Consider the following 26,815-nt stretch of genomic DNA (forward strand, 5'->3'; position numbering starts at 1 on the left):
TACCCCAACGAGCCTGCCGACGACGGCCTTCTGACCTGGTACGACCTGACGGGTCCGGCGCCCTATGGCTTCGGGCGGAATCTGGCCCCGGGTGAATCTTTCCTCATCACCACCGTCTTCAGGGTCGTCCGCGATATTACCACCACAGTGAACAGTGTGGTCGTGGTTGACGCGTTAGATATCTACAACAACCCGGTACCCGAAAGCGATGATGAAGAAACCATCGTTAACATCCCGACGGCGGTGGAACTGCTCAACTTCCGGGTGGTCAGAGTGGTTGGGCGGAATGTCTGGCTGGAGTGGGAGACGGCAGTAGAGATAGACAACTTCGGCTTCAATATATACCGGGCATCGGTTGACGCCTTTGCAAGGGCGGAAAGGATCGCTTTCGTGCCTTCAAACGCTCGTGGCGGCGGCGCAAAATACGTCTATACCGACACCGTGCCTTATGACGGCACCTGGTGGTACTGGCTTGCAGACGTAGATACCTCAGGTCGGGAAACCCTTCACGGACCAGTTAAAGCGATGGTGGGTGCGATGGTTCTGCCATACCGGATTTACCTGCCGCTGGTGCTGAAACATTAAGACTATCCCCATGTCCGGTCAGCGGTTTCTTCTGCTCTGCACCTTAATATCACTGCTGATGGTGGCCATCGGTCCACCGCAAATTAAAGCCAGTGCAAATGATCAGGGAAGCTCTATTGTCATAGAATGGACTCCTCCCCAGGTGGAAATCCAGCTCCAGCCTGATGGAACGGTGCAGCTCAAAGCAGGAAATTACCCGGTCATTGAACAACCGGGGCTGCCGCGCCTTCCTTACACCTCCACTCTGCTCGCTGTTCCTCCAGGTGTAACCCCTTCTCTGCGCATCCTCTCCTCTGAATTTATAACCAGAACACTACCTGGTTCTCTCCCCGTTGCCCCCAAGCCTGATAGAGTTCTGCTGGACCAGGCGGGCTTTCCCGAAACTTTTCTTTTTGAAACCACCAAACCACTTCCGCTCCCCCCTGCGCCTATTGTTCTGGAAAATCTCGGGATCATGCGGGGTGTTCGCCTTGCCCGCCTTACTTTTTACCCTGCCTTACCTTACGATAACCACCTTCAGATCTACCGCTTTATCCGGGCAGAAGTGATCTGGGAAGGAAAACTTCTCTATCCCCTGAAAACCCCAGCAGATGACCCCATCCTGAAAGCAATACCTCGTGCTGTTCTCAACCCACAGGACGTGGTTCCGGCCTTTCCCCCAGCCCGGATCACCGGAACAGAAATCCAGCTTCGGAGCCGCTCGCCTGAAGCCTTTCTGGAAATAAGCCACCCCGGCCTCTACCGGCTTAAATACGAGGACCTGCAACCCTTTGGGTTCGCCGAAGTCAACCCTGCAAACCTGCGCCTGTTCCAGGGCAATAAAGAGGTAGCCTATGAATGGGAAGGAGATAATGACGCAATCTTTGAACCCGGTGAATCCATCTTGTTCTACGCTGAGCCTCGCTTCAGCCGCTGGACTTCTAAGGATGTTTACCGACTGGAAGCTGGCGAAACCCCGGGCTTTACCATTGCCTCTCGCCCCGCCAGCCCGGCAAATATGCCCATGGGCACTGTCTGGGTAGAGGAAACCTTTGAAAAAAACCAGTTATATATGCCCGACCGCTTTACCCCCGGAATCCCTGTAGCCAGAAATGGCGACCGATGGACATGGGATTACCTGGTCGGACCTGGAACCAATCCAGTCAACTACCCCTTTTTCCTTCCAGCCGTAAATTCAAACCACCCGGCCACCCTGATCATCTGGGCGATCGGCCACACCAGTGGGGAACACCGTTGGAACATCAGCCTCAATGGCACAGCCATCGGCCAGATAACATGGAACGGCAAAACCAGCATCACTGCTACCTTACCAATATCTCCTTCCATACTCCGGAACAGAGATAACATCCTGTCCATAACCCCGCAATCCCATTCTGGCGCCTGGCTGGATGCCTTCGCTATCCACTACGCCCGTAGCCTGGAACCTTTCGGAAACACTGTAATCTTTGGCTCCCCCATCCTTTCCCCAGGCGGAACACCCCCTTTCATGCCCCATAAAATCTACATCCCCCTTGTCTTGCGGAACTTTACAGCCTCAGGTCAGGCCTACTCAATCGCCCTGGAAGCCCCAGGCCCATACCGGGCCTATGACATAACCGACCCGTTCCGCCCCGTCCGGCTCACCGATTTCCAGGTAAATGGGCACCGTATCACCCTGGCAGGCCCTCCAGGAGGCACCCCTTACCGCTACCTGATCGCCTCCGAGGGAGCCATCCGCACCCCCGACCGTATCCGCCTGCGGGAAAGCCTGTGGAGCTTCCCCACTTCAGGTGAAATTACCGGTGCAGACTACCTCATCATCACTCATCCTGCCTTCGCCGATGCCCTAAGTCCTCTGATAGAACTGCGTCGAACCCAGGGCCTCACAGTGGCCGTCGTCAACGTCCTGGGCATATATGACGCTTACGGCGATGGCCGACCAGATCCTGAAACCATTCGCCGCTTTATTGCCGATGCCTACCGCAACTGGTCCCCTCGCCCCGTTTACATCCTACTGGTAGGCGATGGTTCCTACGACCCTAGACAATACCGCCCCGAATCTCCTCCCACCTTTATTCCCCCGTATTTGGCGGATGTGGACCCCTGGGGAGGTGAGACCGCTGCCGATAACCGCTACGCATGCGTGGATGGCAACGATAACCTCCCGGATTTACTTATCGGACGACTGCCGGTAAAAAGCCCCGGTGATGCCCGTGCCGTCCTCCAGAAAATCGTAGATTACGAGACCCGACCCTTTCCCGGTGGATGGAACTCAAATGTGCTATTAGTCGCTGATGATCCAGACCCGGCAGGAGACTTTCATGCTTTCTCCGATAATGCCGCCACTTGGGTGAAAGCGCCTTTCACTGTGACCCGGCGTTACTGTCCCCGGGGCACATGTTCCTCCGAAGCCCCGGCCCTGCGCTCCGCCATCCTGAACGACTGGAACCGGGGAACTTTCCTCATCCAATACTTCGGCCACTCTTCCTGGCACCAGTGGGCCATAGAGCAAATTTTCCATCTAAGCGATCTTTCTACCCTCCGCAACTTCCGTCGTTACCCCATCCTGGCCGAAATGACCTGTTTCACCAGTGCATTCCATCGCCCGGAACCGACATTAGATGAAGAACTGATCTTGCGGCCCGATTCGGGAGCGGTGACCTCTTGGGGGCCGACGGGATTGAGCCTAGGGGCGGGCCATAAACTCCTTTCCGAAGGCTTCTTCCGCGCTGTCTTCAGGGAAATGGTCTCCACTATTGGGGAAGCTACGCTGGCAGGAAAATTGAACCTCCTTCCGACCAGAACCTACCAGGACATGCTGGATACCTATACCCTACTGGGTGACCCCGCCCTGCGCTGGAACAGAACCATCGTTCCATGGAAAGAGGCCAATTACCTGCCATTAGTAATGCGCAACCACACTGGAACAAGATAACAATAACCCCGATTTGACCCAGGCAAAGCCTCAGAGAACTACCTCCAATTTTGACAAAATTAAAACTCCTGTTAAAATTTCTCATGACTTGCTAAAAATTTTAAAAGACGAGGGAAGGATATGGGCCCCTTTGCCCGTCAGTTTCGCCGGATCGCCGGTTTAAGCCGCAATGCCAAACTCTTTCTCCTGACTGTTTCCATCGTTGCATTAGGAAGCGGAATCTTCATGCTGCTTCTGAACCTCTTCATCCTGGCACGCGGCAACGACCAGGCCTTCCTAGGGCTGCTTATGTCTACAATGAGCCTCACTGCCCTATCCTTCGGCCTGCCAATGGGTATCCTGGTGGACCGACTGGGCAGAAAGCAGGCAATGGTTCTGGGAGCTATTCTCTCTATCCCCGGAACCCTGCTCCTGGTTCTCTCGCCAAAAGATTGGCCTCTAATGCTCGCAGCGGCCTTGTACGGCGCAGGTAATGCCCTTTACATGGCAGCCGGGCCAGCCTTCATGGCCGAAAACGCCTCTGAAGATGAACGCCCAACTCTCTTCAGCTTGCACTCCGGCCTATCGTTGCTGATGGGCTTCCTGGGCAGCGCCCTCGGCGGCTCCCTACCCACCCTGTTCAGCTACCTGTTACGGGTCCACCCCGAAAGCGTGACAGCATACCGCGCTACCCTCCTGAGCGCTGAAGGGATAATGGTTTTCGCCCTGATCCCCCTACTGATGATCCAGGAAAGACCCGCAGCCAGAACAGACCAGTCCGTTAAAACTTTCTCCCTGCAAGATTTACCTTTCCGGCGGGACGTGATGGCTCTCTTGATCCCAGAACTGATCATCGCTCTGGGAGCAGGGCTGCTTATCCCCTACCTCAACATCTTTTTCAAGCAGCGATTCCGCATCTCCGATAGCTTTCTGGGACTGATTTTCGCCGTTGCCCAGTTACTAATGGGAGCGGCCACACTTCTGGCTCCAGTTCTGGCAGAACGATGGGGCAAAATCCGCACTGTAGTCTTCACCCAGCTCGCTTCTCTCCCTTTCCTACTAATGCTGGGATTCGTGCCCATACTCTCCGTGGCCATCGGAGCTTTCTGGCTGCGGGCAATACTGATGAACATGGCCGGCCCCCTTTACACTGCCTTTGCTATGGAGCGCGTACGGGATGAAGAGCGGGGAACCGTTGGGGCTATGATCGGAGTGGCTTATTCAATAGGTCAAAGCATTGGCCCCGGCATCAGCGGTTTCATCCAGCGTAGCTTCGGCTTCTCACCCCTCTTCCTGACCACAGGGGCCACCTATCTTTTCGCTGCGCTGCTGACCTTCGCTCTTTTCGGTCGGACGGAGCGCCTTTCACAGGAGCTAGGTTGAAGCTTCCCATCCCTTTGAGAGGGAAAATAAAAAGGGCCCCTGCTCCTATACGAGGGGCCCCGAAAAACTTCACTTTTCACCACAGCGTTCCAGGAGCTTCTCCCACTCCTGGTCTATCCTGGCCTGGATTTCATCAATGAGGTGGCGGAACTTGGGCTGAAAGAGATGACGGAACCGCCCCTGCAGTTTGAGCCACTCCTCTATAGGCTTCTTCTCCTTAGGCTTGTAATTGAGCTTCCATACCCCGTTCTCCACCTCAAATAGAGGCCAGTAACAGGTCTCTACCGCTAACCTGGAAATCTCAATAGCCGTGGCAGTATCATGACGCCAGCCGCGGTTGCAGTCGGCGAAGATGTTCAAGAAAGAAGGGCCATCGGCTGCTACGGCCTTGCGCACCTTTATCATCAGATCTCGCCAGTGGCTCGGAGAAGCTTGGGCTACATAGGGAATGTTGTGGGCAGCCATTATTTCCGTTATAGGCTTCCGCCACTGGATTTTGCCCGGAATAACCTCTCCCGCTGGAGAAGTCGTTGTGTGGGCCCCGGTAGGGGTAGCACTGGACCGTTGGATGCCCGTGTTCATGTAAGCCTCATTGTTCAAACAGATATACACGATACGGTGCCCGCGTTCAAAAGCTCCTGAAATCCACTGCAGACCAATATCGTAAGTAGCCCCATCTCCACCAAAGACCAGAAACTTGATATTGCGATCAGGCAGCTTCCCCTTACGGACCAGAGCCCTGTAGGCGGCCTCAGCCCCAGCGGCTGTGGTAGCAGCATTCTCAAAAGCGTTGTGGATCCACGGAACACGCCAGGCCGTGCTGGGATAGAGAGAAGTAGCAACCTCCAGACAACCGGTAGCGGTGGCAACTACCACTGGGTCGTCAATAGCGCTTAAAATCTGCCGCACAATTATCCCCTCGGCACAGCCAGAGCAAAGCCTGTGGCCGGGAGCAAATTTCTCAGGTTTACTCGCCAGTTCCTTCAGATTTATCCTCGTTTCCACTGCCATATTATCCCCTCCTTCGCTTATTCCCTTAGACCCACATAGCCTACCCTCTGAGGGACTTCCCCCGTTTCGGCAATGCGGAGCAACTCCCTGATTACACCTTCAATCTGATCCGGAAGGATGTCGCGGCCACCGAGCCCGAAGATGTAATCCACAATTTGTGGCCCTTTCCCGTTGCCGTAAGTGTAGAAAGAAGCACAAAGGTCCAGGAACAGGGGGCCGCATCCCTCAATAGAACCGAAAGCCACGGAGCGGTCCATGACTCCTATGACTTTTACATGCCGGAGGGCCTCCACCAGCTCTTTGCCTGGGAAAGGTCTGTAGAGCCTGGGCTTGAGAAGACCTACTTTCACCCCTTCCCGGCGGAGTTTCCGCACCACCGTTCGTGTTGTTCCCGCAGTGGAAGCCAGAACAACAATAGCTACCTCTGCATCGTCCAGCTCGTAAGCCGAGAAGAGGTCATAGTAGCGGCCAGATAGCTCCCCATACTCTCTGCCCACCTCTTTTACCACCTGAGGAACTTTCGACAAAGCCTCCGTTTGCTGGCGCTTGAACTCAAAATAGTAATCGTAGAAAGCCCAGGCTCCGAAAGTCTTGGGCTCATCAATATCTAAAAGGGAATAAAGAGGCTTATACTCTCCCACAAACTCCTTGACAGCCCTGTCTTCCAGCACCTCTACCCTTTCCAGCCCATGCCCAGTTATGAACCCATCCTGCATGGACATTACCGGAAGCAGGACATCGGGATGCTCGGCGATGCGGACGGCCTGAATGGTGTTATCGTAAGCTTCCTGGGGATTTTCGGAAAAGATGTGGATCCACCCGGAATCCCTTGCCCCCATGGAGTCGGAGTGATCGCAGTGGATGTTGAGGGGAGCCGAAAGAGCTCTGTTGACCACACTCATAACGATTGGCAGCCGCATTGAAGCAGCGATATAAAGGGTTTCCCACATCAGGGCAAGGCCATTAGCTGCTGTGGCCGTCATAACCCTGGCACCAGCGGCGGCAGCTCCGATGCAGGCGCTCATGGCAGCATGCTCCGATTCGGCAGGGATGAATTCGGTATTCACAAGGCCATCGGCTACAAACTGAGAAAAGGTCTGCACAATTTCCGTTTGAGGAGTTATGGGATAAGCAGCCACCACATCGGGTTCTATCTGGCGCATTGCTTCAGCCACCGCCTTGGCTCCATCGAGAGCCTTTAAAATCTGTTTGGCCGCCATCTCACACCTCCCCTACCATCTGAATAACCTTGCCCGGCTTTCCTGTTATGGCATGGGCTTCTACTTTGACCGGGCACTCGTGGGCGCAGATCCCGCATCCCTTGCAGTAATCGTAGTCAAAACCCTGCACTTTTCCATCCTTCACAATTACAGCTGAATCCGGGCAGTAAACCCAGCAGATCATACAATGGGTGCACTTCTCTTCATCCCGAACTGGACGCTGGCTGCGCCAGGTCCCGGTTTTGTTTTCGGCGCTGCTTCCTGGCTCTAATACAACTGCCCCTATGGGCAACTCTTTCCAGCCCTTGAGTTTAGCCATTTTAGCCCTCCCTCACGGATTCGTAAGCTTCTTTTATGGCCTGAATGTTAGCCTGGATTATTTCTTCCGTCACTTTTGTGCCTAATCTTTCCTCCGTAAGGCGGATTATGCTTTCCAGTGAAACAAGCCCTGTGGCTTTCACCAGTGCCCCCAACATCGGTGTGTTGGGGATATTGCGGCCAAAGTGCTTGATAGCAATCTGGGAAGCATCTACAGTAAAGATTTTAACAGGCTTGCCTTCGAGGCCTAACTTCTGTTTTACTTCCTGAGGGGAAAGACTTGTATTCAGGACAAGGGTCCCTCCATCCTTCAACCCCTCAGCCACGTTCACCACGCCAAGCAAAGTGGGGTCTATCACCACCACAATGTCAGGGGAAGTTATCTGAGAGTGAATTTCAATAGGGGAATCGCTTATGCGTGTGTAGGACTTTACAGGAGCTCCCATCCTTTCGGGGCCGTAATCAGGGAAGGCCTGGAAGTATTTTCCTTCCTCCATGGCCGCTTCGGCCAGGATTTCTCCAGCAGTGACCACTCCCTGACCTCCCCGCCCATGCCAGCGTATTTCCACCATCCCCTTCATCTTTCACCTCCAGGGCAAAAATAAAGGGGGGACCCCCCCTCCCCTTGGGCTATCATTCGTGCTAATTTTAGCAAAGTAAAAATTTTTTGTCAAAATAGCTCCCTTTCAATTTTCCTGCGTTTGAGAAGCCTTTCCACTTCTTCCTGACACCTGAGGCAGAGGGTGGCGTCGGGTCTGGCCTCAAGGCGCGCAGGATCTATCGGTACTCCACAGCGCTCACAGATCCCATAAGTTCCCCTCTCTATGGCCCTGAGAGCCCTTTCTATAGAGACAAGGCGAAATTCCAGACTTTCTATAAGCGCAATGGTTTTATCACGTTCGTAAAGGTCAGGAGAGAGGCCGTTTATATCAATCTCAATTTCGCTTCTCAGGCTCTCCTTCAGCTTCTCCAGTTCTCCCTCAATTTCCGCCTTTTCTTGAAGAAGGCGAGCTTTCTCCCTTTCCAGATTTACCGTTCCTGCCATTATCTCCTCCGTAGGATTTTTCGGCCCACAATGATACAACAAATCCCCCTCAGAGGTCAAGAGCACAGCACTCTGAGGTTCTTTCTATGGCAAGGCCGAGCTCCAGGGCCTTCTGCACGCCCTCGTAGGATGGATTGACAATGCGGTTAACCCCAGCCATGACCGCCAGAGGGTCAAGCTCCTTCCTGTAGCTCCCATGAGGACGCATGCAACCCAAAGCTAAGGGGGTCTCAGGAAAAAGAAGGCGCGCTTCAGCCAGAATGGAAGCCACCTCTTCGGGAGGTGGAGGAGACCTGAAAGCATAGGGAGTATTCGGTGTGGGTATAAAAACGATAAACACCAGACCCTCAACCCCTTCACCGGCTAAGAGCTTCAGAGCTTTACGCTCATGACCCGTTGCACCTCCGTCCAGCCCTATGGTTATGTGGGGAATCACCTTGAAATGTTTCCGGAGCATTCGGTATGTTTCCATATAATCCCGAACCGTTTTCTTCAAATGGTAAACCCGAGCAATGGTTTCATCATCCCCCACAAAGTCAAAGGAGACCACATTAACATATGGGGCAATAGCCAGAGCTTCCTCCTCGGTTATAAAGCCTACGTGCCAGTTCAGTCGGTGGCCGGGAGCAATAGCTTTTATCTCCTCCAGCTTCGCCAGAACGGGCACTTTGCCGGTGTGATCGCACCCCCCGGAGATGAGAAAGCTAGATGCAAAGCCAAGATAACGGTGGGCTTCTTCCACAGGCTTCATGGAAGCCAGGTAATAGCCCCCACAGTGATCACAATTGAGAGCGCAATATTTGCCTGTTACGCTTAAAGCTAAGGTTCGGGAGGGATAATCGAAGTAAATTTTCGGAGGGAAACAGGTCCTTCTTACCTCCCAGGCCCTCTGCAAGAGCCCTCTTAACAAATTTCATCCTCCACCGGTATCTCCAGATCCCCCACCTCTTTTGTGCTCACTTTAATGGTAATGGTGTGGCGGCCGGGCTCCAGTTTCACCCCTTTCACCGCCATCGTTATTTCCTGGTTAATTTGAAGGGGGAAGGGATTCTTAGCCCCTACCTCTGCTGCCAGCCTCTCCGCTGTGGGGGTTACAAGGTAAATGCTTTCCAGAGGACAGGGCTTACCATCCACATCTATGCCCTTGAAAGCGATAATAGTACCAGGGGCGAGGGTATTTTTGAGCTTGAAGGTAAAACCCTCTTCGGTGTTGCTGAGGCTTCCCTTGATGTATAAGCGTTTGAGCAAAGCAGGAGGTACGTAAGGCATTTCCCCTCCTATGTATATCTTTTGACCTCAAATCTGAACATCTGGACCGGCTCTTTTGGATCCGTGATCCCAGCTTTGTGCACCCGGGTCCAGTAAATTTGCTTCTCCACTGTGTCTATTCCGGGAAGATCGGGCAGGAGCAGTCCCCTTTTCCAGGGATGCTTGAGGGACTGAACTATAAGGCCATAACGTTTGGGATCTAGCTCTTCCGGGCTGGAAACGGGCTCAGGGGGTGAGAGAACATCTACTTTTATTTCCAGATCGGGCAACTCCTCAGGTCTCACTGGAGGGAAACGAGGGTCTCTGGTGGCGGCGCTTATGGCGTTCTGGATTATCTCCATAGCTACATTAGGCTGGGTTGGTTCAATAGTTCCTATGCACCCACGCAGTTCCCCGTGTTTGTGGATGGAGACGAAAACTCCTGCCTTTTCCCTCATCTCCGGAGTCAATTCCTTCGGAGGCTCTATAATTTTCCCCTCCTTTATATACGCCTCAATAGTCCTGCGGGCAAGCTCCACCAGCGGGTGAGCCATCCTCACTTCTCCTTAAAATACTCAATAAGCCTATCGTAAGTCTGATCCAGAAGTTCTGGAATGACCTTTGTTTCAGCTATGACTGCCATGAAATTGGTATCTCCTTCCCAGCGGGGGACAATGTGGATGTGGACATGGTCCACAATCCCTGCCCCGGCTGCTTTCCCGATATTTACCCCAATGTTGAAGCCTTCTGGCTTAAAGGCCCCCTGGAGGGCCTCTATCCCCTTCACAGTGAGGTTCATGAGGTCCAGAAGTTCCTCCTGGCTCAGTTGCTCAAGGCTGGGCACATGCTTAAGAGGGACCACCATAAGGTGGCCGCTGTTGTAAGGGTAAAGGTTGAGCATTATGCATCCTCTTGAACTCCGGTAGAGAATGTAGTTTTCCCGGTCGCGATGGTCGCTCATCTTTTCGCACAGAACGCAATTCTTGGGTTTGGGCGAGAGAATGTACTTTATCCTCCACGGGCTCCACAGCCTTTTCATGGGCCTTTTCTCCTACTTGTGGATGGAAAGGTAATAGGCCGACCAGGCTTCATCGATGAGTTCTTTGGTAAGGCGAACTGGCCTGTTAGTGTAACGGGCTATGGACATAAGCTGCTCCAGAAGGTCCCTCGGATGACAGGCTCTCAGAGGCACCTTTTGCTTTATATAGTGTTCCTTCAAGAGGTAAACCAGGGCACTATCATCGTAAGGGATGCCTTTCAACTCGCACTCTCTCCGGAAAATCTGGCGATATTCATCAAAGGTTGGGTTTCTGAGCTCCACTTTATACCTTATCCTCCTTAAAAAAGCTTCGTCCACAAGCTGAGAAGGGGGGAGGTTGGTGGAGAAAACCACAAAGACTTCAAAGGGTATTTCAATTTTAAGGCCTGTGTGAAGGCTGAGGTAATCAACCCTCCTTTCCAGAGGGACAATCCAGCGGTTGAGGATATCCTGAGGCCGGGCCTGTTGCCGGCCAAAGTCATCTATGAGGAGCATTCCACCGTTGGCTTTCATCTGAAGGGGTGCCTCATAGTATTTGGTTATTTCATTGTAAACAAGGTCAAGGTTTTCCAGGGTCAACTCTCCACCCACGGTTATAAAGGGCCGATGAATGAGGAGCCAGCGCCGATCATATTGAATCAATTCCTCAGCACCCTGGACCACAAGCTTGTGGTTGAGGTTATCAAAGACTTTTATAATGTGACCATTCACTTCTACCGCGTAAGGGATGAACAGGGAAGCCTCCGAGATCAGTTTGCCAATAGATTCGGATATGGCTGTCTTGCCATTACCAGGGGGGCCGTAGAGGAAGAGGGAATGGCCCATGGTTACAGCTGGGCCGAGTTGACGCAGGATATCTTCCCCCAGCACCAAGTGGGATAGGGCTTGCCGGAGCTTTTCAGGCGTTATTGGGTGAGCAGAAAGGGGCTGTGCTTTTATCGCCTTCCTGTATTCTTCCAGAGGCACCGGAGCCGGTCCCACATATTGGGAACGTTCCATGGCCTCTTTAGCCTTGTCGCTCCCCTTTTCGGTGATCACGTATTCAAAAGCCCGCTCGCTTACCGATTTGCTCCCTCTTACCTCGCACAAATGCTCTCGTCTGATAAATTCCAGCACCTTATCTACCACTCCGGTAAAAGGAAGGGCAAGGGCATCAGCTATCTGGGCACCCGTCATAAAGCCTTCCAGGTATAGAAATTTAAGGGTTAAATCCACAAGAAGCCCCAGATTAAGCCCGGTATCCCTTATTGAACGCGGAGGCGATGGGAAAAAGGAAAAGCTTCCACTTTCCTCCATAATCCTCCTTAAAAGGGCAAACTTGCATGGAAAGTATACCATACGGGGTTTTAAATGGCAAACAGTGGGCAAAAATCGTGAGGGTAATGATTTCAGGGATGAGCGATCAGCTGGTTCCCTTGCTTTTCAGATAGAACCTCGGATTTCCCGCTACCTAGGAGGTCAGGCTATAATTCACAAGGCTTAAAAACGCCCGGAGCCCGGGCAATTCAGGAGGCGAGCTATGGAAAAAAGTTACCGTAAAGCGTTTGTTTTCGTATTGCTCACCATCTCCATCAGCTGGGCGATAATTGAGCTATATTTCGCCCTCGGGGGGAAATGGATAGGTGGGGGATTTAAGGCTTTTTTGATGGGTATCGTTTACATGTGGGTGCCGGCCACTGTTGCAATTGCGGTGCAGAAATGGATTTACCGGGAATCCTTGAAGAAACCTCTCGGCATTTCTTTCTCTCTAAACCAGTGGTTCCTGGTGGCGTGGTTCCTTCCACCTGTTCTGGCTCTGGCTTCGGCGGGGATAAGCCTGGCTTTCCCCGGAGTGAGTTTTTCCGCCGATATGAGCGGGCTCGTTGAGAGGATGATGGCTTACGCAAGGGACCTTCCGCCGGAGCAGTTGGAAGCCCTGAAAGCTCAGCTTGCCGCCACTCCCCTCTGGGTTGCAATTTTGAGTGGAATTATCCAGGGGCTTCTGGCGGGCGCCACGATAAACGCCCTGGCGGCCTTCGGTGAGGAGCTGGGGTGGAGGGGACTCCTCTTCGGAGAACTCTTGCCGCTGGGGTTCTGGAAATCCCAGGCTCTGATCGGCCTGATCTGGGGGCTATGGCATGCCCCTATTATACTCAGGGGACATAACTATCCCCAGCACCCGGTTCCGGGCGTTCTCATGATGTGCCTGTTCTGCCTCTTTCTTTCCCCTATAATCGGTTACATCAGGCTTAAATCCAAATCCGTCCTGGCAGCCACTTTGATGCACGGCTCCTTGAACGGCACTGCTGGTATTAGCCTGCTCTTCATCAGAGGCGGAAACGACCTAACAGTGGGGATAACGGGTGCTGCAGGGCTAATTGCCATGGCCCTGGCGAATTTAGCCATTTACTTGTGGGGCAAGCCGGAACGGTCTCAGTAGCCTAAGGTCTTATCTACTACATTGAGGAGTTCCTTTCCTTCCAGGTAACGGCGGAGGTTTTCGGCGAAGAGGGCGGTAGCTCTATCGTTGTATCTGGGAGTTACCGCCGAAACGTGGGGGGTCAGGATGACGTTGGGAAGATCCCAGAGGGGGCTTTCGGGGGGTAATGGTTCCTTTTCGAAAACGTCCAGAGCAGCACCAGCTATTTTTCCCGTTCGCAGTGCCTCCACCAGAGCAGTCTCATCCACAATTGCCCCTCTGGCTATGTTGATTAAATAGGCGGAGGGCTTCATGGCCGCCAGTTCCTCGGGGCCGATCATGTGATATGTCTCTGGGGTAAGAGGGGCTGCTATTACTACAAAGTCGCAGAGGGAAATCATTTCCCGTAGACTGGAATTGGGATAGAGCCTGTCCACTAGGGTCCCTTCTGGATCTCCTACTCCGGGTAGCCTGTAGCCTTTATCGGTGTTAATTTCAACATGCCGCTTGGTGGCAAAGACTGTCATCCCGAAGGCCCTGGCAAGCCTTGCCACCTCTCTCCCTATGCTTCCGTAACCAACGATCCCGATGGTCTTATCCCGTAGTTCTTCGGAAATCAAGACCTGATTGGAATAAGAGGGCCATTCCCGACGCTTTTGGTATTCCAGAGCCAGTGGCAATCTCTTCACAAGAAAGAGCATTGTGGCAAAAACATATTCCGCAATGGGGACCGCATGGATCCCACTGGTGGTTGTTATGATGACCTGGCTTTTCATCACGGGTGAATCCAGAAGGTGGTCAACTCCAGCAGTGGATAACTGAATCCATTTGAGCCTTGGGGCTACTTCAGCGGGGTCAAAAGGGAACCAGATGGTGTAGAGGATTTCCACATCCTCTAAAAGGGGCTTCATTTCCGTGGGATTACGGCATGTAACCTGGTTTACCTCAAGGCGTGGAGAAACTTTGCGCAGAGTTTCCAGGTTTTCCTCGCTCAGATTCAAAACGCTCAAGACTTTTATTTGCTCCATGGATTGTCCTCGCTTGAAAGTTACCCTTCGGGGGAAAGGCCGGCCAGTTTTATGCCTTCCTCCAGGATTTCCCGCACTCTATCCCCATAGGTGGTTTCGCAGTAAAAGCGGATTACGGGTTCGGTCCCCGAGAAACGGATGAGGAGCCAGCCCCCGTCTTCCAGGTTGTATTTGTAACCATCAGTTGTGTCAATTCCCGTAACTTTAATGCCTGCAATGGCTGAAGGCCTGGCCGCTTCTATGCGGGCTTTGGTGGGTTCTCGCTTCTCCGGAGGGAAAGAGAGGTCAATGCGATCGTAATAGAACCTTGCACCTACCACTTCGTAGAGATGCTCCAGAAGCTGCGAAGGTTTTTTCCCGGTTCTGACCATGAAGTCCAGGAAGAAAAGGGGAGCAAGGATGCCATCTCTTTCCGGAACATTGCCTTTGAAGGCGTAACCACCACTTTCTTCTCCCCCTACCATGGCATCTAACTCCAGCATTTTGGGGGCCACGTATTTGAAGCCAACACCGGTGTGGTAGACGGGGACTCCATAAATCTTTCCCAGAAGGTCCAGCATGGAAGTGGTGGAAAGGGTCTTGATAATAGGCCCCCGCCATCCCCGCACTTCTAGAAGGTACAGAGCCAGAAGTCCGTAAACCTGGAGCTGGTTCAGGAAATTGCCGTTCTCATCCACGATGCCTATGCGGTCGGCATCGCCATCGTTTATGATGCCCGCATCGGCCTTTAATTCTCTGACTTTGTCTTGGCAGGCCTGTATATTGGGCGGGATTGGTTCAGGGCGCTTCATCCCAGGGAAAAGGGGGTTGCGTTCGGTTCTTATGCTGATGACCCTGGTGGTCCCTCCGGTGAGGATTCTCTCCAGCCATCCGGCCCCATTGCCATACATGGCGTCGTGCACCACAAGAAGGCCAGCGTTTTTTATTGGTTCAAAATCCACAAGCCTGCTTATGTGCTCAAGGTAAGCCTGGCTGGGGTCGAAAACCTCCACAAGTCCTTTGGCCAGAGCTTCTTCCAGCGGGATCCTTTTGACTTCAGAAACAGGGGGGATGCGAGCCTCAATCTCCCTGAGGCCCTCGGGGTCAACGGCTGCACCTCTATGGTCGCGCACTTTAAAACCATTATCCAGAGGGGGGTTATGGCTGGCGGTGATGTTTATCCCGCCCCCAGCACCAACGGCCACCACACTGAAGCTTATAACCGGGGTTGGGGTGGCTTCTCTGGTAAGATAGCTTTTAATTCCGTGGGCAGCCATAACTTCTGCGGCTGCCGAGGCAAAATGTTCAGAGGCAAAGCGCCTATCGTATCCTATAACTACCCCTTTTTCGGCCAGACCTTTATCCAGGAGGTAGCGGGCGAAACCCTGAGCGCACCGCCTCACATTGTCAAAGGTGAAATCCTCAGCAATAGTCCCTCGCCACCCATCGGTGCCGAAGCGTATCTCCATAGGTTGACCTCCTAAAAGACTTTGCCTTCGGCCATTTGTTTCTTGACCAGTTCCAGGTCTGCATCCACCATCATTTTGATGAGCTCTTCAAAGGTTACAGTGGGCTTCCATCCAAGCTTGGTCCGGGCCTTTGTGGCATCTGCTACCAGGAGGTCCACATCTGCCGGCCGGAAAAGGGCAGGGTCCTGAACCACATACTTTTTCCAATCGAGGCCGAGATACCCGAAGGCCAGTTCGCAAAGCTCCCTTACCGAGTGAGTTTCCCCTGTCCCCACCACGTAGTCGTCGGGCTCAGGCTGCTGGAGCATGAGCCACATCGCTTTGACATAATCTCCAGCAAAGCCCCAGTCCCTTCGGGCATCCAGGTTGCCAAGGCGCAGTTCTTCGGCCAGGCCAAGCTTTATCTTGGCTGCATTGTAGGTTACCTTGCGGGTGACAAACTCCAGGCCGCGGCGGGGGCTTTCGTGGTTGAAAAGAATGCCAGAGCAGGCGAAAATCCCGTAGCTTTCGCGGTAATTTACCGTAATCCAATGAGCATAGAGCTTGGCCACGCCGTAAGGACTGCGAGGGTAAAAAGGTGTGTTCTCGTTCTGAGGAACCTCGCGCGCTTTGCCGAACATTTCAGAGGAGCTGGCCTGATAAAATTTAATCTTGGGATTAACGATCCGTATCGCCTCCAGGAGGCGGGTAACCCCCAGGGCGGTGACCTCCCCGGTAAAAACAGGTTGCTCAAAGGAGGTGGGGACGAAAGATTGGGCTGCCAGGTTGTAAACCTCATCGGGCTGGTATTTCTCCAGGATATAAATGAGGGAACTCTGGTCCAGGAGGTCACCGGAAACAAGGGTGATCTGGTCCTGAATGTGACTTATGCGGGAAAAGTTTACGGTGCTGGTGCGTCTGACCATCCCGATAACTTCGTAGCCTTTTTCCAGGAGGAATTCAGCCAGATATGAGCCGTCCTGTCCGGTTATTCCGGTGATCAAAGCTTTCTTCTTCCCCAATTTTTACCTCCCTTCAAAGTTATCACAAAGGGCGCAGCGTCCTGCGTCCCCCTTGCTTAGAGGATCTTCAACGGTTTATCCTCCTCAACGGCTTCCACCCATGGCTCGTCCCAGAGCTTTAAAGCATCGGAAGCCTTACCTTTTACAGCGAAAGCTTTGAGGAGGGAAAATTCCCGCTTTATTTCAAACCCCATTTCCTTGAGGCGGGCGGAGCATATGGAAGGTTCGCCCTTGAAATGCACTATAAGGCTGATTTCTTCTGCCCCAAGGCATTCCAATTTTTCCTTCAGCTGGTTTTCCATAGCCTGTCCCCTTCCCTTTAGTGAACCCAATTATATCACTCTAACTAAGGCTCTGCAAGCCTGCGCGCTCTTTACTTGACTTTACCCGCATCTTTGAAGAGGTCATAGGGAAGCTGGACAAAGGGCCGGCTTCCTGGCTCTTTTCCTAATCCAACCTACCAGGTCAGGAAATTTCCTAAGCCATCTTGCAAAGACACTGTGAGAGGGCCGGCAGAGGTGTTGAGTCACCTTGAGTTACTATCCGGTATGAATACACTTTCGTGAGAGAACCAGTCTTGACCGCAAAAGGGGCATCTTGTGCCCCAGTTAGCAGAAAGTGGAGATCCTCCGTACTCTATGTGGCTCTCCCTGTAACCGCACTCTTTGCAGTAAAGTGTATATTCGTCGTAATACTCAACACCACCTACGTCCCGGTACGAGCATATAGCATTGCGATTCCCACATTTTGGACATTGCACCCTTGGCATATCCTTAGCCTCCTAATCTAGGTCTGCCCCACAGTCGGGTTCAGCCGCATTTAGCTTCTGGAGGGTATGTCTACCGGCTGGACGGGCTTCGAGCTCTCCCGGCTGTAGCTATCGGGTGGTGTGTCGAGGGCCGGGAGCAGCAGCCCAGGCGGTGCTCCGTCCCATTACTACATAGAAGTGGGCAGTAGTGCTACGAGAAAGGCTAAAGTTAACAGAATCCTGGCCCGTTTGGGCCTCAGAAGTTCCCGCTTGCATCTTTTTGCAACTTCAAGAGATAGGTTTTCCTTTCTCGTCCCACCTCCGAATGCGGTAGTATTCCTCCAGCATGGATTCAAGCTCAGGCAATACTCCGGCTGCACCACCGGAGGGCCTTGGTTCCTTCAGCAGGCGATCGGGAAGGGTATCATCGGCCCGAGTTATCCCCATTTCCACATTCAAAGCCCTTTTAAGGTTGAAAAGGCGTTCTCCTGTGGCCATCAGTTCTTCTCCCGTAATTTCCCACCCCAGGGCAAGGTTGAGCCACCGGGCCAGAAGGCTGGGTGGGAGGTTTGCCCTTCCTGCAAACTTGCACAAACCCAAAGCATTGTAAAGGGTCATGTAGTTCTGAAAATCCACCACCATCCTGGCCTTGCCCCGGGAGGAATGGGGGTGATAATCTTCAGGGATGTAAAGTTCGTCAATTCTTACCCCATAGCCCACCCAATAAGTGAGGGATTCCAGGTGGCAGGCTCCACGATTAGCGGTGGCATAGTTAAGGGCCATGCCGGTGAAAGCCCTGGGGTCATGGTAGGGCACCTCCATGCCTTTGACGTGGACGGCGAACTCTTGGGCTTGGGGGCCTAAGGCCTCAGCAGCACGCCTGACGCCCATAGCCAGTAGTTCGCCCAATCCCCTGCGGTAGGCTATATCCTCCACAAGGCTCAGAACCCCTTCCGGATCGCCCCAGCGGAGGGAGTATCCTCCTGTGTCCTTTTCGCTCAGAAGCCCCCTTTCAAAGGCTTCAATGGCGAAAGCTATAGCTGAGGAAACGGAAATAGTATCAAGGCCCAGGCGGTTACAGAGGTCATTGGCTTCGGCTATGGCCTCAAGGTTGTCTATGAGGCACATTCCTCCGAATCCGGCCACGGTTTCGTATTCCGGCCCTGATACTATCACTTCTTGATGGCCTCTTTTCAGCTTTACATCCTTGCCACAGGCGATGGGACAGGCGAAACACCGGTAATCCCTGACGAAGATAGTCTCTCGGATGCGCTGGCCGGAAATTTTCTCGGCTCCTTCTGGCCAGCTTCCTTCCCGCCAGTTCTTGAGGGGAAAATCACCATAGGCTTCCGCCCTCAGCACTCCTCCTGCCGTCCCCCAGAGGCTGAGAGCGACGGTGTTCTCTTTTATCCTTGCATTGGCTTGCCGGACTTCTTCCTTGAGGCCTGGCTCATCGTAATAGCGGAGACGGGTAGTCCCGAAGGCAGCTACGGCCTTGAGGTTCTTGGAGCCCATAACAGCTCCCATGCCTCCTCTTCCAGCGGCCCTCCCGTCAAGACCTCCTATCATTACAGAAGCAGTGAAGACCTGGTTTTCGCCTGCAGGGCCAATGGCAGCTATTTGAGCTTTGGGGTGAGTTTCGGCCCTTATGGCTTCCGCCGTTCGGTAAACATCAAGCCCCCATAGATGGGAGGCGTCTCGCAGTTCGGCTTTACCTTCGGTGACCCAGAGGTAAAGGGGGGTTTCAGCTTTTCCGGTAAAGATCAACCCATCGTATCCGGCAAACCTCAGCATCGCTCCAAAGTATCCCCCCACAGTAGCCTCGCACCAGATTTCCGTCAAGGGCGAACGGGCGCAGAAGCTTGTTTTGCATGCGGTCGGGATAAAAGAGCCAGTAAGCAGCCCGGCCAGGATGTAGAGGGGGCTCTGGGGAGAAAGGGGAGGTTTTCGGTAGGCCTCATCTCGGCGGAAAAGCTCAGCCCCAAGCCCGCTCCCCATGAAGAATTTCCTCACATCTTCCTCTTCCACAGGAATTTCCTGAATGGAGCCGGTCTCAAGGTCAACGTAGAGCAATCGGCCATGGTAAATGTATGGCATACAGCACCTCCTCAAAGAAGCATTGCTCTGGCAAAAAGTTCGGCAAAATCAGGCACGGCGGCAAGTTCTATATATTCAACCCGCCGGGCCAGCTTTTCCGCATCCGTTCGCATGCTGGTGGAGATAAGCATAGCCCTGGCTCCCGCTCCAGCGGCGTTCCCTATCTGACGAAAGCGTTCCGCCGGTATCCTGGGGAGCATACCGATTTCCACGGCGCTCTCGGTTCTGAGGTAAGTCCCAAAGGCTCCAGCTAGAATCACTTCTTTAAGGTCCTCCGGAGAAAGGTTCGCTCCCCTCAGGAGCACTTCAATGCCTGCGCGGATAGCCCCCTTGGCCAGTTGAATTTCCCTCACATCTTTCTGAGTGAAAAGGATCGTAGGATGTTCCGGGCTTCCTTCGCTGATTACGAAAGAAAGTTGACCGTTCGTTCTCCGGACCCTGGGATGTGGCCCCATCCGTCCGGTGGGGTCAATCACCCCGGCCTTTCGGAGTTGGGCTACCACGTCCAGTATGCCCGAACCACAGAGGCCGAGGGGCGGCAAGCCTTCTATGGTCTGGAACTTTACTTCGTCATCTTCAAGGGTTAGGCTTTCAATGGCTCCTGGGGAAGCTCGCATTCCGCAGGTGATGTGTGCCCCTTCGAAGGCGGGGCCGGAGGCACAGGAAAGGCTCATGAGCCTGCCTCTAAAAGCCAGGCATATTTCGGTGTTGGTGCCTATATCCAGAAGAAGAGCAGGCCCTTCCGACCGGCCGAAGCCGGCTGCCAGAAGAGCAGCCACATGGTCGCTCCCAACGAATCCAGCAATAAGGGGGGGAAGGTAGACCACCGCTCCTGGAGCCAGCTCGAGCCCAATCTCCCGCGCTTTTACCTCCAGAGCCCCCTGCACGGCGGGAACGTATGGAGCATATCCGAGCTGGTGTACCGGTAATCCCAGGAGTAGGTGGTGCATAGCCGTGTTTCCCACTATTACGGCCTCAACCACCCAGGAAGGATGAGCTTTAAGGTCGGCGCACATTTCTGCAACAGCTTTGTTGAGAGCCTCCACCACAGCTTTCTGGAGCTCAGACGCCCCTCCTGGCTTCTGGGAGGCGTAAGTTATCCGGGAGATAATGTCCTCGCCGTAAGAAATCTGGGGGTTCACAAGGCCACGGAAAGCCAGCGTTTTGCCACTTTCAAGGTTTACCAGATAGGTAGCGATTTTGGTAGTCCCCAGGTCTACAGCCAGCCCAAGGGGAAAAGCCTCCGAGGGAAGGAAGGCCACGACTTCGCTCTGGCGGACTGCGGCTTTTCCTCGCCAGTTCTCAGCCCGGAGCTTTTCCGGTAACTCCCGAAGGAGGGAGAAATCCAGGGAAGCTTCTATCCCGTAAAGGCTTTTGAGGGCATGGATTAACCGTTCAGCATCAGGGCGAAGGTCCTGCAGAGATGGCGGAGTTAAGGAAAGGGGATAGGTGCGCAAGCCTGGCTCGGGTTCTACTGGAATTTCCTGTCCCTCGATCTGAAGTCGCTGGGGAACCGAAAGAGACTCCGGAGGGATGAAGATGCGACTGTGGGATAGGGGTTTGGCCTGGCAGGCCAACCGGTATCCCTGGGCGATCTGCTCTGGAGAGAGAAATCGGTAATCGGCGGGGGTGAGGGGGGAAAATTTCCCTTCGGTAATTTGGATGACGCAGCGGCCGCATTTACCCTGTCCACCGCATGGGGCCAGGAGAGCAATCCCCAGGGCACGGGCGATCTCTAAAAGTGTAACCGGTTCGGTCAACTCTCCCGCGCGCCCGAGGGGTTCAAATTCCACCTTTACGGTCAACCTTCCCTCCGACGCAGGTATTTAATTAACAACTCCAGAGCTGCTTCAGTGGAAAGCCTTTTGTTCTGAATCCGATGGCCTTCCCACTTAAGCTGAAGGCATTCCTCGTAATCTGGGGCCGAAAGGGCTACATATACAAGCCCCACGGGCTTTGTGGGAGTTCCCCCCCCCGGGCCTGCTATACCGGTTATCCCGATACCGATATCGGTTTTAAGGAGTTCCCGCACCCCCCTGGCCATCTGGATAGCTGTCTCCTCGCTTACAGCCCCCTTCGTGTTGAGGGTTTCCTCGCTCACCTGAAGGAGAGCGCTCTTTACCTGGTTTGAATAAGCTACAACTCCGCCTATAAAATACCTGGAACTTCCCGGAACGTTGGTTATGCGGTGAGCCAGGAGACCGCCCGTACAGGACTCAGCCACGGCCAGGGTTAAACCAAGCTTTCTCAAAAGTTCGCCTGCTTCTTTTTCCAGCATTTTGCCCCCTTACTGGGCTATGTAAGTTTTATAAATCACCGTCCTTTCATTGCGGAAAACCACCTCAAGCCAGCCTTCCTGAGCCAGCGCATCAAATTTTGCCAGGGACTCGGAGGAGTAAAGGATCCTCTCCAACTGTCCAATGTAAATATAACCAATCCGGAGCTTCCTCACAAGTTTGAGGGTTAAACCTAAGTCGGTGGAGGCAAATAACTGCCAGGCTTCTTCTGCCCTTTTCCCCACCTGGTCGCCGTAGCGCTGCTCGCTCTGGTGCATCCCCAGCAGGGTAGGCAAGCCAGTGAAGCTTGCGACTCTCACCCCGAACTCCCGGTAGTATCCCACGGGGGCTTCGGCCAGGACTGGTGTGCCCCTAACGTGCTCCAAAAGCCAGCGGATGGCTTCGTAATCGTAGCGCAAATCAATAGGGTGTTTATCATCTGGCCAGAAGAAAGAACCATAGCGCATGAATTCCATACCGTCCAGGGTTCCAAGGGGAGGCGAGGCATTGGGGAACCGATCGCGAACCCTTGCTGCCGTTCCGGGCAAGAGGAAAACAAAGGATAAAACCAGCAGTAGAAGGGTTAATGCTTTAGCGGCTTCCCATCCCTTCTGCCTCCAGCTCAGGAAAGCCTGGAAGGGAAAGGCTAATCCCAATCCCAGAAGAACCCAGGCTTGGACGTAAAACTTAAAGACGGTGTTCATCCGGTAATACTCGCTCCCCTGGAGGAAATCTTTGAAGTAGAAAAACTCGCACCCTATCACCACTGCGAACCCCACCACCACCAGAAGGTAGGAGAAGCTTTCCTGGCGCGTTTTTTCCCGATTGAGTAGTGCCATGAGGAAGGGGATAAGAGCCAGGAGGATGGTCAGTGGGGCCCACAGGCGTTTAAAAGCCAGAACAAGGGCTGCTGCTCCCAGCATGACTACCAGTACCTTTCGTCTTGGGAACTTCCACGGGTAAAGCGAGCTGAAGCCGGCAAGGGTTGAAGCTACCAAGAAGAAACCCCAGAAAGTGACAAAAGGCACCCATCCGGTCGGATGGCGGACGATCCCTATGCCGGCGCTTACGGGTTTGTAGGAAAGGAAGAAGGGGGAAAAAAGGACAAGGGCCAGCACGGGCGAAATAAGGGGAAGAAATCCCGTCCCTCGCCATCTCATTTCCCGATAAAGGGTAAGCAGCAGGGCAGAGAAAGCAATAGCTACCAAAGTTGGGAAGTTCCAGGTATTGACCGCAGCCACCGTGCCTAAGGTGAGGATCTGTGCCAGAATAAGCTCTTTCCTGCGCCAGCCTTCAATCCCGGCTAGAAATGTTTCCATGACCAGAGCCAGGAAAAGGATATCCAGGGGCATAGCGACCACGTGGGGGTGGAGGTCGGCAAAGAGAAAGCTCCAGAAGGGAAATTCATTTATAGTGTAGGGGATAACCCGGCTCGGGGCCCAGTAATCAAAGGCTACGAAGGCTTGCTGAAGGTCTCCCTCGATCAGCTTCCTCAGAAGTTGGCCGAAGGGGGCCAGGTTTCCCATCAGAGTCACAAGGGAAGCGCTCAGGAGCCCGGAACTTACCCTCCCACCGAGCGTGCACCCGAGAGAGAAAGCTCCGGTAAAGGTAAGAGCAAAAAGGGTGGGAATCGCCAGATTGAAAGCCACTGTCGGGGCTATTCCTGTGAGTTTGACCAGCACTGAGACGATGTAAAGGCCGTAGTAATAATAGTTGATATAGCCCCCGGCGTAGTAAGGGTCGTAAGGTGGGAAGTAGGCGCTTTTGAGGATAGCGTTGAGGAAGGCCAGTTCCATGGGCTTCTCCCCGCCGTTCCACGGATGCCAAAGGTCGGGGTTCAGGAAGCGGAGGAAAACGAAAGAAAGATAGCTGGCAAGGAAGAGAAGCTCGTTCATGATAATGGCCCTGCGGTTTTCCCGATAAAATTCGGAAAATTCGGAGCGGTTTTTCCAGAAAACCCAGAAGTTTCCAGCAGCCATCAGGAGCAGGAGGGCTGCAATAGTGGTGGTGGTATTCTGGGTGAAGCGAAGGCTCGCTCCAAGCCAGTTAACGTAGGCCAGAAGCAGTAAGCCCAGGCCCTTGGCAAAGGCGAAGCCCCTAAGGTATATCCTGCGGAAAAGAAAGAAACTCAAAGGCCAGGCCGCCAATCCAACGACTTCTATAGCAAGCCACCAGGTTATCGCTCCCATAAAAGGATTGGAAGAGGCAAGACGGTTCCAGCGGTAATCATCCACCAGGGGGAGTTTATCCACCGGAGTGCTTAAAAGCAGGGAAGGCTTTCTCTTTTCCCCAGGAGGGCCTCCCAGGTGGCCCGGTATGGCTTCCTCCCAGAATCCCCCTAAAAGTTTATCCCATTCTTCATCCGTCAAATCCCGCACTTTCCTGAAGATTATGGGTTTGGGGTGGTCGTAAACGGTAAAGCTTTCATCGGCTTCATCGTCGGGAATGACCCAGGGGCCGAGGCGAGGATAGGAGGTGAATTCGGCCACTTTTTCAAAGCCAAGTTTCCCTGAAAAGAGTAGCTCATAGTAGCGAATGGTCATGGGATATCGGAAGGGGAGACGGGGAATTGAACGGTAGAGCCGGTTGCTGGCGATGATTATGTAATCGGCCTGGCGCAGGGTTTCTTTTATGAGGGCAAATTTTTCGGCTGTATCCTCTTCATAAAGAGGCAGGACAAGATGCCTGTAGCCAGGATAGGGTTCACCTCTGAGGGGTTTGGGCAGTTCATCGTCCCAATGCTCTACGGCGATCGTGGAGCCGGGAGGGATGTTTCGGTAAATCCAGCGGGAGGCTTTGATCCAGGGGTGTGTTTGGCCGTAAACTCCGTTCACAAAGGCCAGGGCCCAGAGAGCTGTTGGCACAAGGACGATAATGGCAAGAGGCAGCCTGCGGATTTTCCCCGAAAGGTGTTCCAAAAAGGAGGCCCCGAAGAGGCAGAGGAACGGAATAATCGGGAGCATGTAGCGCATAAATTTGACCATGAAGGAACCGTTGATGAGGAAGTAAAGCAGGACCCAGGCTAGTGCTACGGATTCGCCAGGGAAAGTTTTCTTCCGCATTAGCCGGGCTATCGCCCAGGCAAAACCGGCAAAGCTCGCCAGCCCCAAAGCCCACCCCATCCCCCAGCGCAATTGTTGCTCAATGTGATAAACGAAGGGTATGGTCCCCCGATATTGCCTGGTGTAGGGGAAATCAAGTTTACCCTGGACCATTCCCCCCTGTTCCCCAATCTGGAATAGGTAGGCTTTGAAGTCCAACAGGGCAAAAGGCGAAGTGAGAGCGAAGGTCAAGAAAGCTGCCAGGGCCGATAGAATTAAAAGGCCAAGCTTTAAGCTCTTTCTGGAGGTCATTAAGCAGGCTAAAGCAACAGCTACCAGAACGGGGGTGGCGCTAAATTTGGAGGAAATCGCCAGCCCGGCAGCACTTCCCGCCAGCAGTGTTTCTTTCCAGCTACCTTCCTGGGCCAGTTTTATGGAAAAGTAAACGGAAAGGACCACAAAGAAAGTCACTATCGGATCAAAGGCATAGTAATGAGCAAGCTGGATATGGGAAACCGTCAGGGCCACGAAGGAGGCAGCCCAGAGCCCAACTTTTTCCCCGTAAAGCCTTTTCCCTGTCAGATAAACGAGGTAAACAGTTCCGGTATCAAAGAGAGCCGAAAGGACTCTACCCAGGAGGTTTATGTAGTCGTAAGAGGAGAGCAGGGCCAGAGGAGAATTTGGGAAGAAGGTTTTCCCCAGGGCTGAGAGGCCCCAAGCCAGGGTTGTGAGGATGTAAAGGGGCAGGTGGCCATAGGCGAAGTTCCTTGGAGCTTTCGCTTCAGGGTCGTAGAGGGGGTTGAGAGGCGAAAGGCGTGGGTTAAAGGCTTCGGATAGACCTTGGGGCGGGCTGATTTCCACCGCCACCATGGTTATCCAGCGCTCATCAGGGTGGGCATGCTGAAATTCATCCCAGTTGATGTTATAGAGGCGAAGGGCGAGGCTTACCGCAAGGATTAAAATTAACCAGAAAGTTGACAGAATCTTTAAGGCTTTCAAAGCCTTCTCACCCCCAGAAACCATTCATGGGCCAGAGGTTTTTCTCCTTTTACGTCGCCAGGGACGGGAACCAGGCGGAGTTGGTATAACCATTTCGGGGCGAATTTCAGGGCGATACCCTGGCACAGGCGAGCGGAGGTACTCTTCGGCGATGCGCTTGCCTGTGGCTATCATTTCGGCTGTTTTGGAAAAGTCATAGGGGTCAAGGCCCGAAAAAGCCGTTATTTTGATGTGGTGGAGGGTTATTTCGGGGTTAGCGGCGGCATCTTCCAAGTCTTCTAGAAGGTGTTCGTAAAGCATCATGGTGATGCAACGCCGGCCTATGTTCACCAGGCCATGAACCTTCGGTTCTATCTGCCCACCGTAACTGACGTCAATAGCGTAAATTTCCCTTGCCCCTTTCTCTATGGCTACTTCTATCGGAACATTGGCCACTACTCCGCCGTCCACAAACTGCCATCCGTTGTATTCCACCGGGGGGAATGTTATGGGCTGGGCGGCGCTGGCCATCACTGCATCTGCTATCAGAGCCTCAGGGTCTTCACCGAAAAGGTAAAGGGTAGCGGTGTTGAGGTTAGCGGCGGTGATGTAAAGTTTAACGTTCAAATCGCCGAAACGCTTTTTATCAGGTGGGATATATTTTTCCACCAGGCGGCGGAGGCGGTCGTTCGGGAAGAGGCTATCTTTGCCTGTAATGAGGCGCCAGAACATGGTGAACTTGTTGCCCGGGAAAATATCTTCTTTACGGATGCTTTTCCAAAGGTCTCCGAGTCTGTAAGCTCCTTCAGTAGAGGGGTTGGTGGCGATAAAAGCGGCGTTCATGGCCCCGGCTGAGGTCCCCACCAGCATGTCAGGCTTTATCCCATGCTCAAAGAGGGCCTGGAGGGCTCCAACTTCCAGAGCTCCCCTGTTTCCTCCTCCGCTCAGGACAAAAGCTATCGGCCTTTCAGTCAATTTTACCTTCCCTTCAAGGAAAGTATCAGGTTTTGGGGGCACCCCCAAACCCCCGGGATGGGGGCTTCGCCCCCTGGATCCCC

The 26,815-nt window shown here is 53.4% G+C and carries 23 protein-coding genes; 4 read left to right on the forward strand and 19 right to left on the reverse strand.

All coding sequences use genetic code 11. The features are described from left to right. The 3 genes from NZ653_07340 to NZ653_07350 all read left to right on the forward strand — a co-directional run. The coding region (locus tag NZ653_07340; protein MCS7286928.1) for a hypothetical protein at positions 1–585 on the forward strand (585 nt) is incomplete at its 5' end. Positions 586–643: 58 nt separating this feature from the next. Continuing rightward, entirely contained in the window at positions 644–3,499 is a 2,856-nt protein-coding gene (locus NZ653_07345) for a C25 family cysteine peptidase (GenBank protein MCS7286929.1), read from the forward strand. Between the two features lie 120 nt (positions 3,500–3,619). Continuing rightward, the gene (locus NZ653_07350; GenBank protein ID MCS7286930.1) at positions 3,620–4,861 is read left to right on the forward strand and encodes an MFS transporter; all 1,242 of its coding nucleotides are present in this window, start codon (positions 3,620–3,622) and stop codon (positions 4,859–4,861) included. Between the two features lie 69 nt (positions 4,862–4,930). Here NZ653_07350 and NZ653_07355 read toward each other — a convergent pair whose 3' ends face one another. The 10 genes from NZ653_07355 to NZ653_07400 all read right to left on the reverse strand — a co-directional run bounded on the left by NZ653_07355 (position 4,931) and on the right by NZ653_07400 (position 12,038). Beyond that, positions 4,931–5,872: a thiamine pyrophosphate-dependent enzyme gene (locus tag NZ653_07355; GenBank protein MCS7286931.1), complete on the reverse strand. Its 942-nt coding sequence runs from the start codon at positions 5,870–5,872 to the stop codon at positions 4,931–4,933. A gap of 17 nt (positions 5,873–5,889) precedes the next feature. Next, on the reverse strand, positions 5,890–7,092 hold the full coding sequence (porA, locus tag NZ653_07360) for a pyruvate ferredoxin oxidoreductase (protein MCS7286932.1): 1,203 nt from the start codon (positions 7,090–7,092) through the stop codon (positions 5,890–5,892). 1 nt (position 7,093) lies between these two features. Further along, entirely contained in the window at positions 7,094–7,411 is a 318-nt protein-coding gene (locus NZ653_07365) for a 4Fe-4S binding protein (GenBank protein MCS7286933.1), read from the reverse strand. Between the two features lies 1 nt (position 7,412). Further along, on the reverse strand, positions 7,413–7,991 hold the full coding sequence (locus NZ653_07370; protein MCS7286934.1) for a 2-oxoacid:acceptor oxidoreductase family protein: 579 nt from the start codon (positions 7,989–7,991) through the stop codon (positions 7,413–7,415). Between the two features lie 89 nt (positions 7,992–8,080). Beyond that, positions 8,081–8,455 carry a TraR/DksA C4-type zinc finger protein gene (locus tag NZ653_07375; protein ID MCS7286935.1) on the reverse strand — a complete coding sequence of 125 codons (375 nt, stop codon included), beginning with the start codon at positions 8,453–8,455 and terminating at the stop codon, positions 8,081–8,083. A 49-nt stretch (positions 8,456–8,504) separates the two neighbouring features. Further along, the gene (locus NZ653_07380) at positions 8,505–9,350 is read right to left on the reverse strand and encodes a radical SAM protein (GenBank protein ID MCS7286936.1); all 846 of its coding nucleotides are present in this window, start codon (positions 9,348–9,350) and stop codon (positions 8,505–8,507) included. A gap of 8 nt (positions 9,351–9,358) precedes the next feature. Then, the gene (locus NZ653_07385) at positions 9,359–9,724 is read right to left on the reverse strand and encodes a hydroxymethylglutaryl-CoA reductase (protein MCS7286937.1); all 366 of its coding nucleotides are present in this window, start codon (positions 9,722–9,724) and stop codon (positions 9,359–9,361) included. Between the two features lie 8 nt (positions 9,725–9,732). Beyond that, positions 9,733–10,263 carry an AmmeMemoRadiSam system protein A gene (amrA, locus tag NZ653_07390; GenBank protein ID MCS7286938.1) on the reverse strand — a complete coding sequence of 177 codons (531 nt, stop codon included), beginning with the start codon at positions 10,261–10,263 and terminating at the stop codon, positions 9,733–9,735. Continuing rightward, positions 10,260–10,742, reverse strand: a complete 483-nt coding sequence (locus tag NZ653_07395) for an HIT domain-containing protein (GenBank protein MCS7286939.1) — start codon at positions 10,740–10,742, stop codon at positions 10,260–10,262. The genes amrA and NZ653_07395 overlap by 4 nt, the downstream gene beginning before the upstream one ends. A gap of 12 nt (positions 10,743–10,754) precedes the next feature. Beyond that, entirely contained in the window at positions 10,755–12,038 is a 1,284-nt protein-coding gene (locus NZ653_07400; GenBank protein ID MCS7286940.1) for an ATP-binding protein, read from the reverse strand. 223 nt (positions 12,039–12,261) lie between these two features. Between NZ653_07400 and NZ653_07405 the strand changes: the two genes are divergently transcribed. Further along, positions 12,262–13,161 carry a CPBP family intramembrane metalloprotease gene (locus NZ653_07405; protein MCS7286941.1) on the forward strand — a complete coding sequence of 300 codons (900 nt, stop codon included), beginning with the start codon at positions 12,262–12,264 and terminating at the stop codon, positions 13,159–13,161. Here NZ653_07405 and NZ653_07410 read toward each other — a convergent pair. The 9 genes from NZ653_07410 to NZ653_07450 form a co-directional block, all read right to left on the reverse strand. Then, a complete protein-coding gene (locus tag NZ653_07410) occupies positions 13,155–14,168 on the reverse strand; it encodes a D-2-hydroxyacid dehydrogenase (GenBank protein ID MCS7286942.1) in 1,014 nt (337 codons plus the stop codon). The two genes, NZ653_07405 and NZ653_07410, sit on opposite strands and share 7 nt — an antisense overlap. Positions 14,169–14,188: 20 nt before the next feature. Further along, complete coding sequence (locus tag NZ653_07415; protein ID MCS7286943.1) at positions 14,189–15,616, reverse strand: phosphoglucomutase/phosphomannomutase family protein; 1,428 nt, start codon at positions 15,614–15,616, stop codon at positions 14,189–14,191. Between the two features lie 11 nt (positions 15,617–15,627). Further along, positions 15,628–16,617: a GDP-mannose 4,6-dehydratase gene (gene gmd, locus NZ653_07420; GenBank protein ID MCS7286944.1), complete on the reverse strand. Its 990-nt coding sequence runs from the start codon at positions 16,615–16,617 to the stop codon at positions 15,628–15,630. 56 nt (positions 16,618–16,673) lie between these two features. Further along, positions 16,674–16,919: a hypothetical protein gene (locus NZ653_07425; GenBank protein ID MCS7286945.1), complete on the reverse strand. Its 246-nt coding sequence runs from the start codon at positions 16,917–16,919 to the stop codon at positions 16,674–16,676. 734 nt (positions 16,920–17,653) lie between these two features. Continuing rightward, complete coding sequence (locus tag NZ653_07430; GenBank protein MCS7286946.1) at positions 17,654–19,462, reverse strand: aldehyde ferredoxin oxidoreductase family protein; 1,809 nt, start codon at positions 19,460–19,462, stop codon at positions 17,654–17,656. An 11-nt stretch (positions 19,463–19,473) separates the two neighbouring features. Further along, positions 19,474–21,267 (reverse strand): ASKHA domain-containing protein, encoded by a 1,794-nt coding sequence (locus NZ653_07435; protein ID MCS7286947.1) that lies wholly within the window; start codon positions 21,265–21,267, stop codon positions 19,474–19,476. Next, positions 21,264–21,740: a CinA family protein gene (locus tag NZ653_07440; protein MCS7286948.1), complete on the reverse strand. Its 477-nt coding sequence runs from the start codon at positions 21,738–21,740 to the stop codon at positions 21,264–21,266. Before NZ653_07440 ends, NZ653_07435 begins: the two co-directional genes overlap by 4 nt. A gap of 9 nt (positions 21,741–21,749) precedes the next feature. Further along, on the reverse strand, positions 21,750–25,778 hold the full coding sequence (locus NZ653_07445) for a DUF2298 domain-containing protein (GenBank protein ID MCS7286949.1): 4,029 nt from the start codon (positions 25,776–25,778) through the stop codon (positions 21,750–21,752). 24 nt (positions 25,779–25,802) lie between these two features. Beyond that, positions 25,803–26,815 (reverse strand): patatin-like phospholipase family protein (locus tag NZ653_07450; protein MCS7286950.1); only part of this gene is annotated, 1,013 nt, incomplete at its 5' end.

It is taken from the genome of Anaerolineae bacterium (assembly GCA_025062375.1).
Classification (GTDB): Bacteria; Chloroflexota; Anaerolineae; order SpSt-600; family SpSt-600; genus SpSt-600.

What these genes read in the sequence shown, in the direction of transcription:
- NZ653_07365 (MCS7286933.1), bottom strand. Translation starts at nt 7,411, where the DNA reads ATGGCTAAACTCAAGGGCTGGAAAGAGTTGCCCATAGGGGCAGTTGTA.
- NZ653_07425 (MCS7286945.1), bottom strand. Translation starts at nt 16,919, where the DNA reads ATGGAAAACCAGCTGAAGGAAAAATTGGAATGCCTTGGGGCAGAAGAA.
- NZ653_07345 (MCS7286929.1), top strand. Translation starts at nt 644, where the DNA reads ATGGTGGCCATCGGTCCACCGCAAATTAAAGCCAGTGCAAATGATCAG.
- NZ653_07400 (MCS7286940.1), bottom strand. Translation starts at nt 12,038, where the DNA reads ATGGAGGAAAGTGGAAGCTTTTCCTTTTTCCCATCGCCTCCGCGTTCA.
- NZ653_07430 (MCS7286946.1), bottom strand. Translation starts at nt 19,462, where the DNA reads ATGCCATACATTTACCATGGCCGATTGCTCTACGTTGACCTTGAGACC.
- NZ653_07370 (MCS7286934.1), bottom strand. Translation starts at nt 7,991, where the DNA reads ATGAAGGGGATGGTGGAAATACGCTGGCATGGGCGGGGAGGTCAGGGA.
- NZ653_07350 (MCS7286930.1), top strand. Translation starts at nt 3,620, where the DNA reads ATGGGCCCCTTTGCCCGTCAGTTTCGCCGGATCGCCGGTTTAAGCCGC.
- NZ653_07440 (MCS7286948.1), bottom strand. Translation starts at nt 21,740, where the DNA reads ATGCTGGAAAAAGAAGCAGGCGAACTTTTGAGAAAGCTTGGTTTAACC.
- NZ653_07385 (MCS7286937.1), bottom strand. Translation starts at nt 9,724, where the DNA reads ATGCCTTACGTACCTCCTGCTTTGCTCAAACGCTTATACATCAAGGGA.
- NZ653_07355 (MCS7286931.1), bottom strand. Translation starts at nt 5,872, where the DNA reads ATGGCAGTGGAAACGAGGATAAATCTGAAGGAACTGGCGAGTAAACCT.
- NZ653_07410 (MCS7286942.1), bottom strand. Translation starts at nt 14,168, where the DNA reads ATGGAGCAAATAAAAGTCTTGAGCGTTTTGAATCTGAGCGAGGAAAAC.
- NZ653_07375 (MCS7286935.1), bottom strand. Translation starts at nt 8,455, where the DNA reads ATGGCAGGAACGGTAAATCTGGAAAGGGAGAAAGCTCGCCTTCTTCAA.
- NZ653_07415 (MCS7286943.1), bottom strand. Translation starts at nt 15,616, where the DNA reads ATGGAGATACGCTTCGGCACCGATGGGTGGCGAGGGACTATTGCTGAG.
- NZ653_07405 (MCS7286941.1), top strand. Translation starts at nt 12,262, where the DNA reads ATGGAAAAAAGTTACCGTAAAGCGTTTGTTTTCGTATTGCTCACCATC.
- NZ653_07395 (MCS7286939.1), bottom strand. Translation starts at nt 10,742, where the DNA reads ATGAAAAGGCTGTGGAGCCCGTGGAGGATAAAGTACATTCTCTCGCCC.
- porA (MCS7286932.1), bottom strand. Translation starts at nt 7,092, where the DNA reads ATGGCGGCCAAACAGATTTTAAAGGCTCTCGATGGAGCCAAGGCGGTG.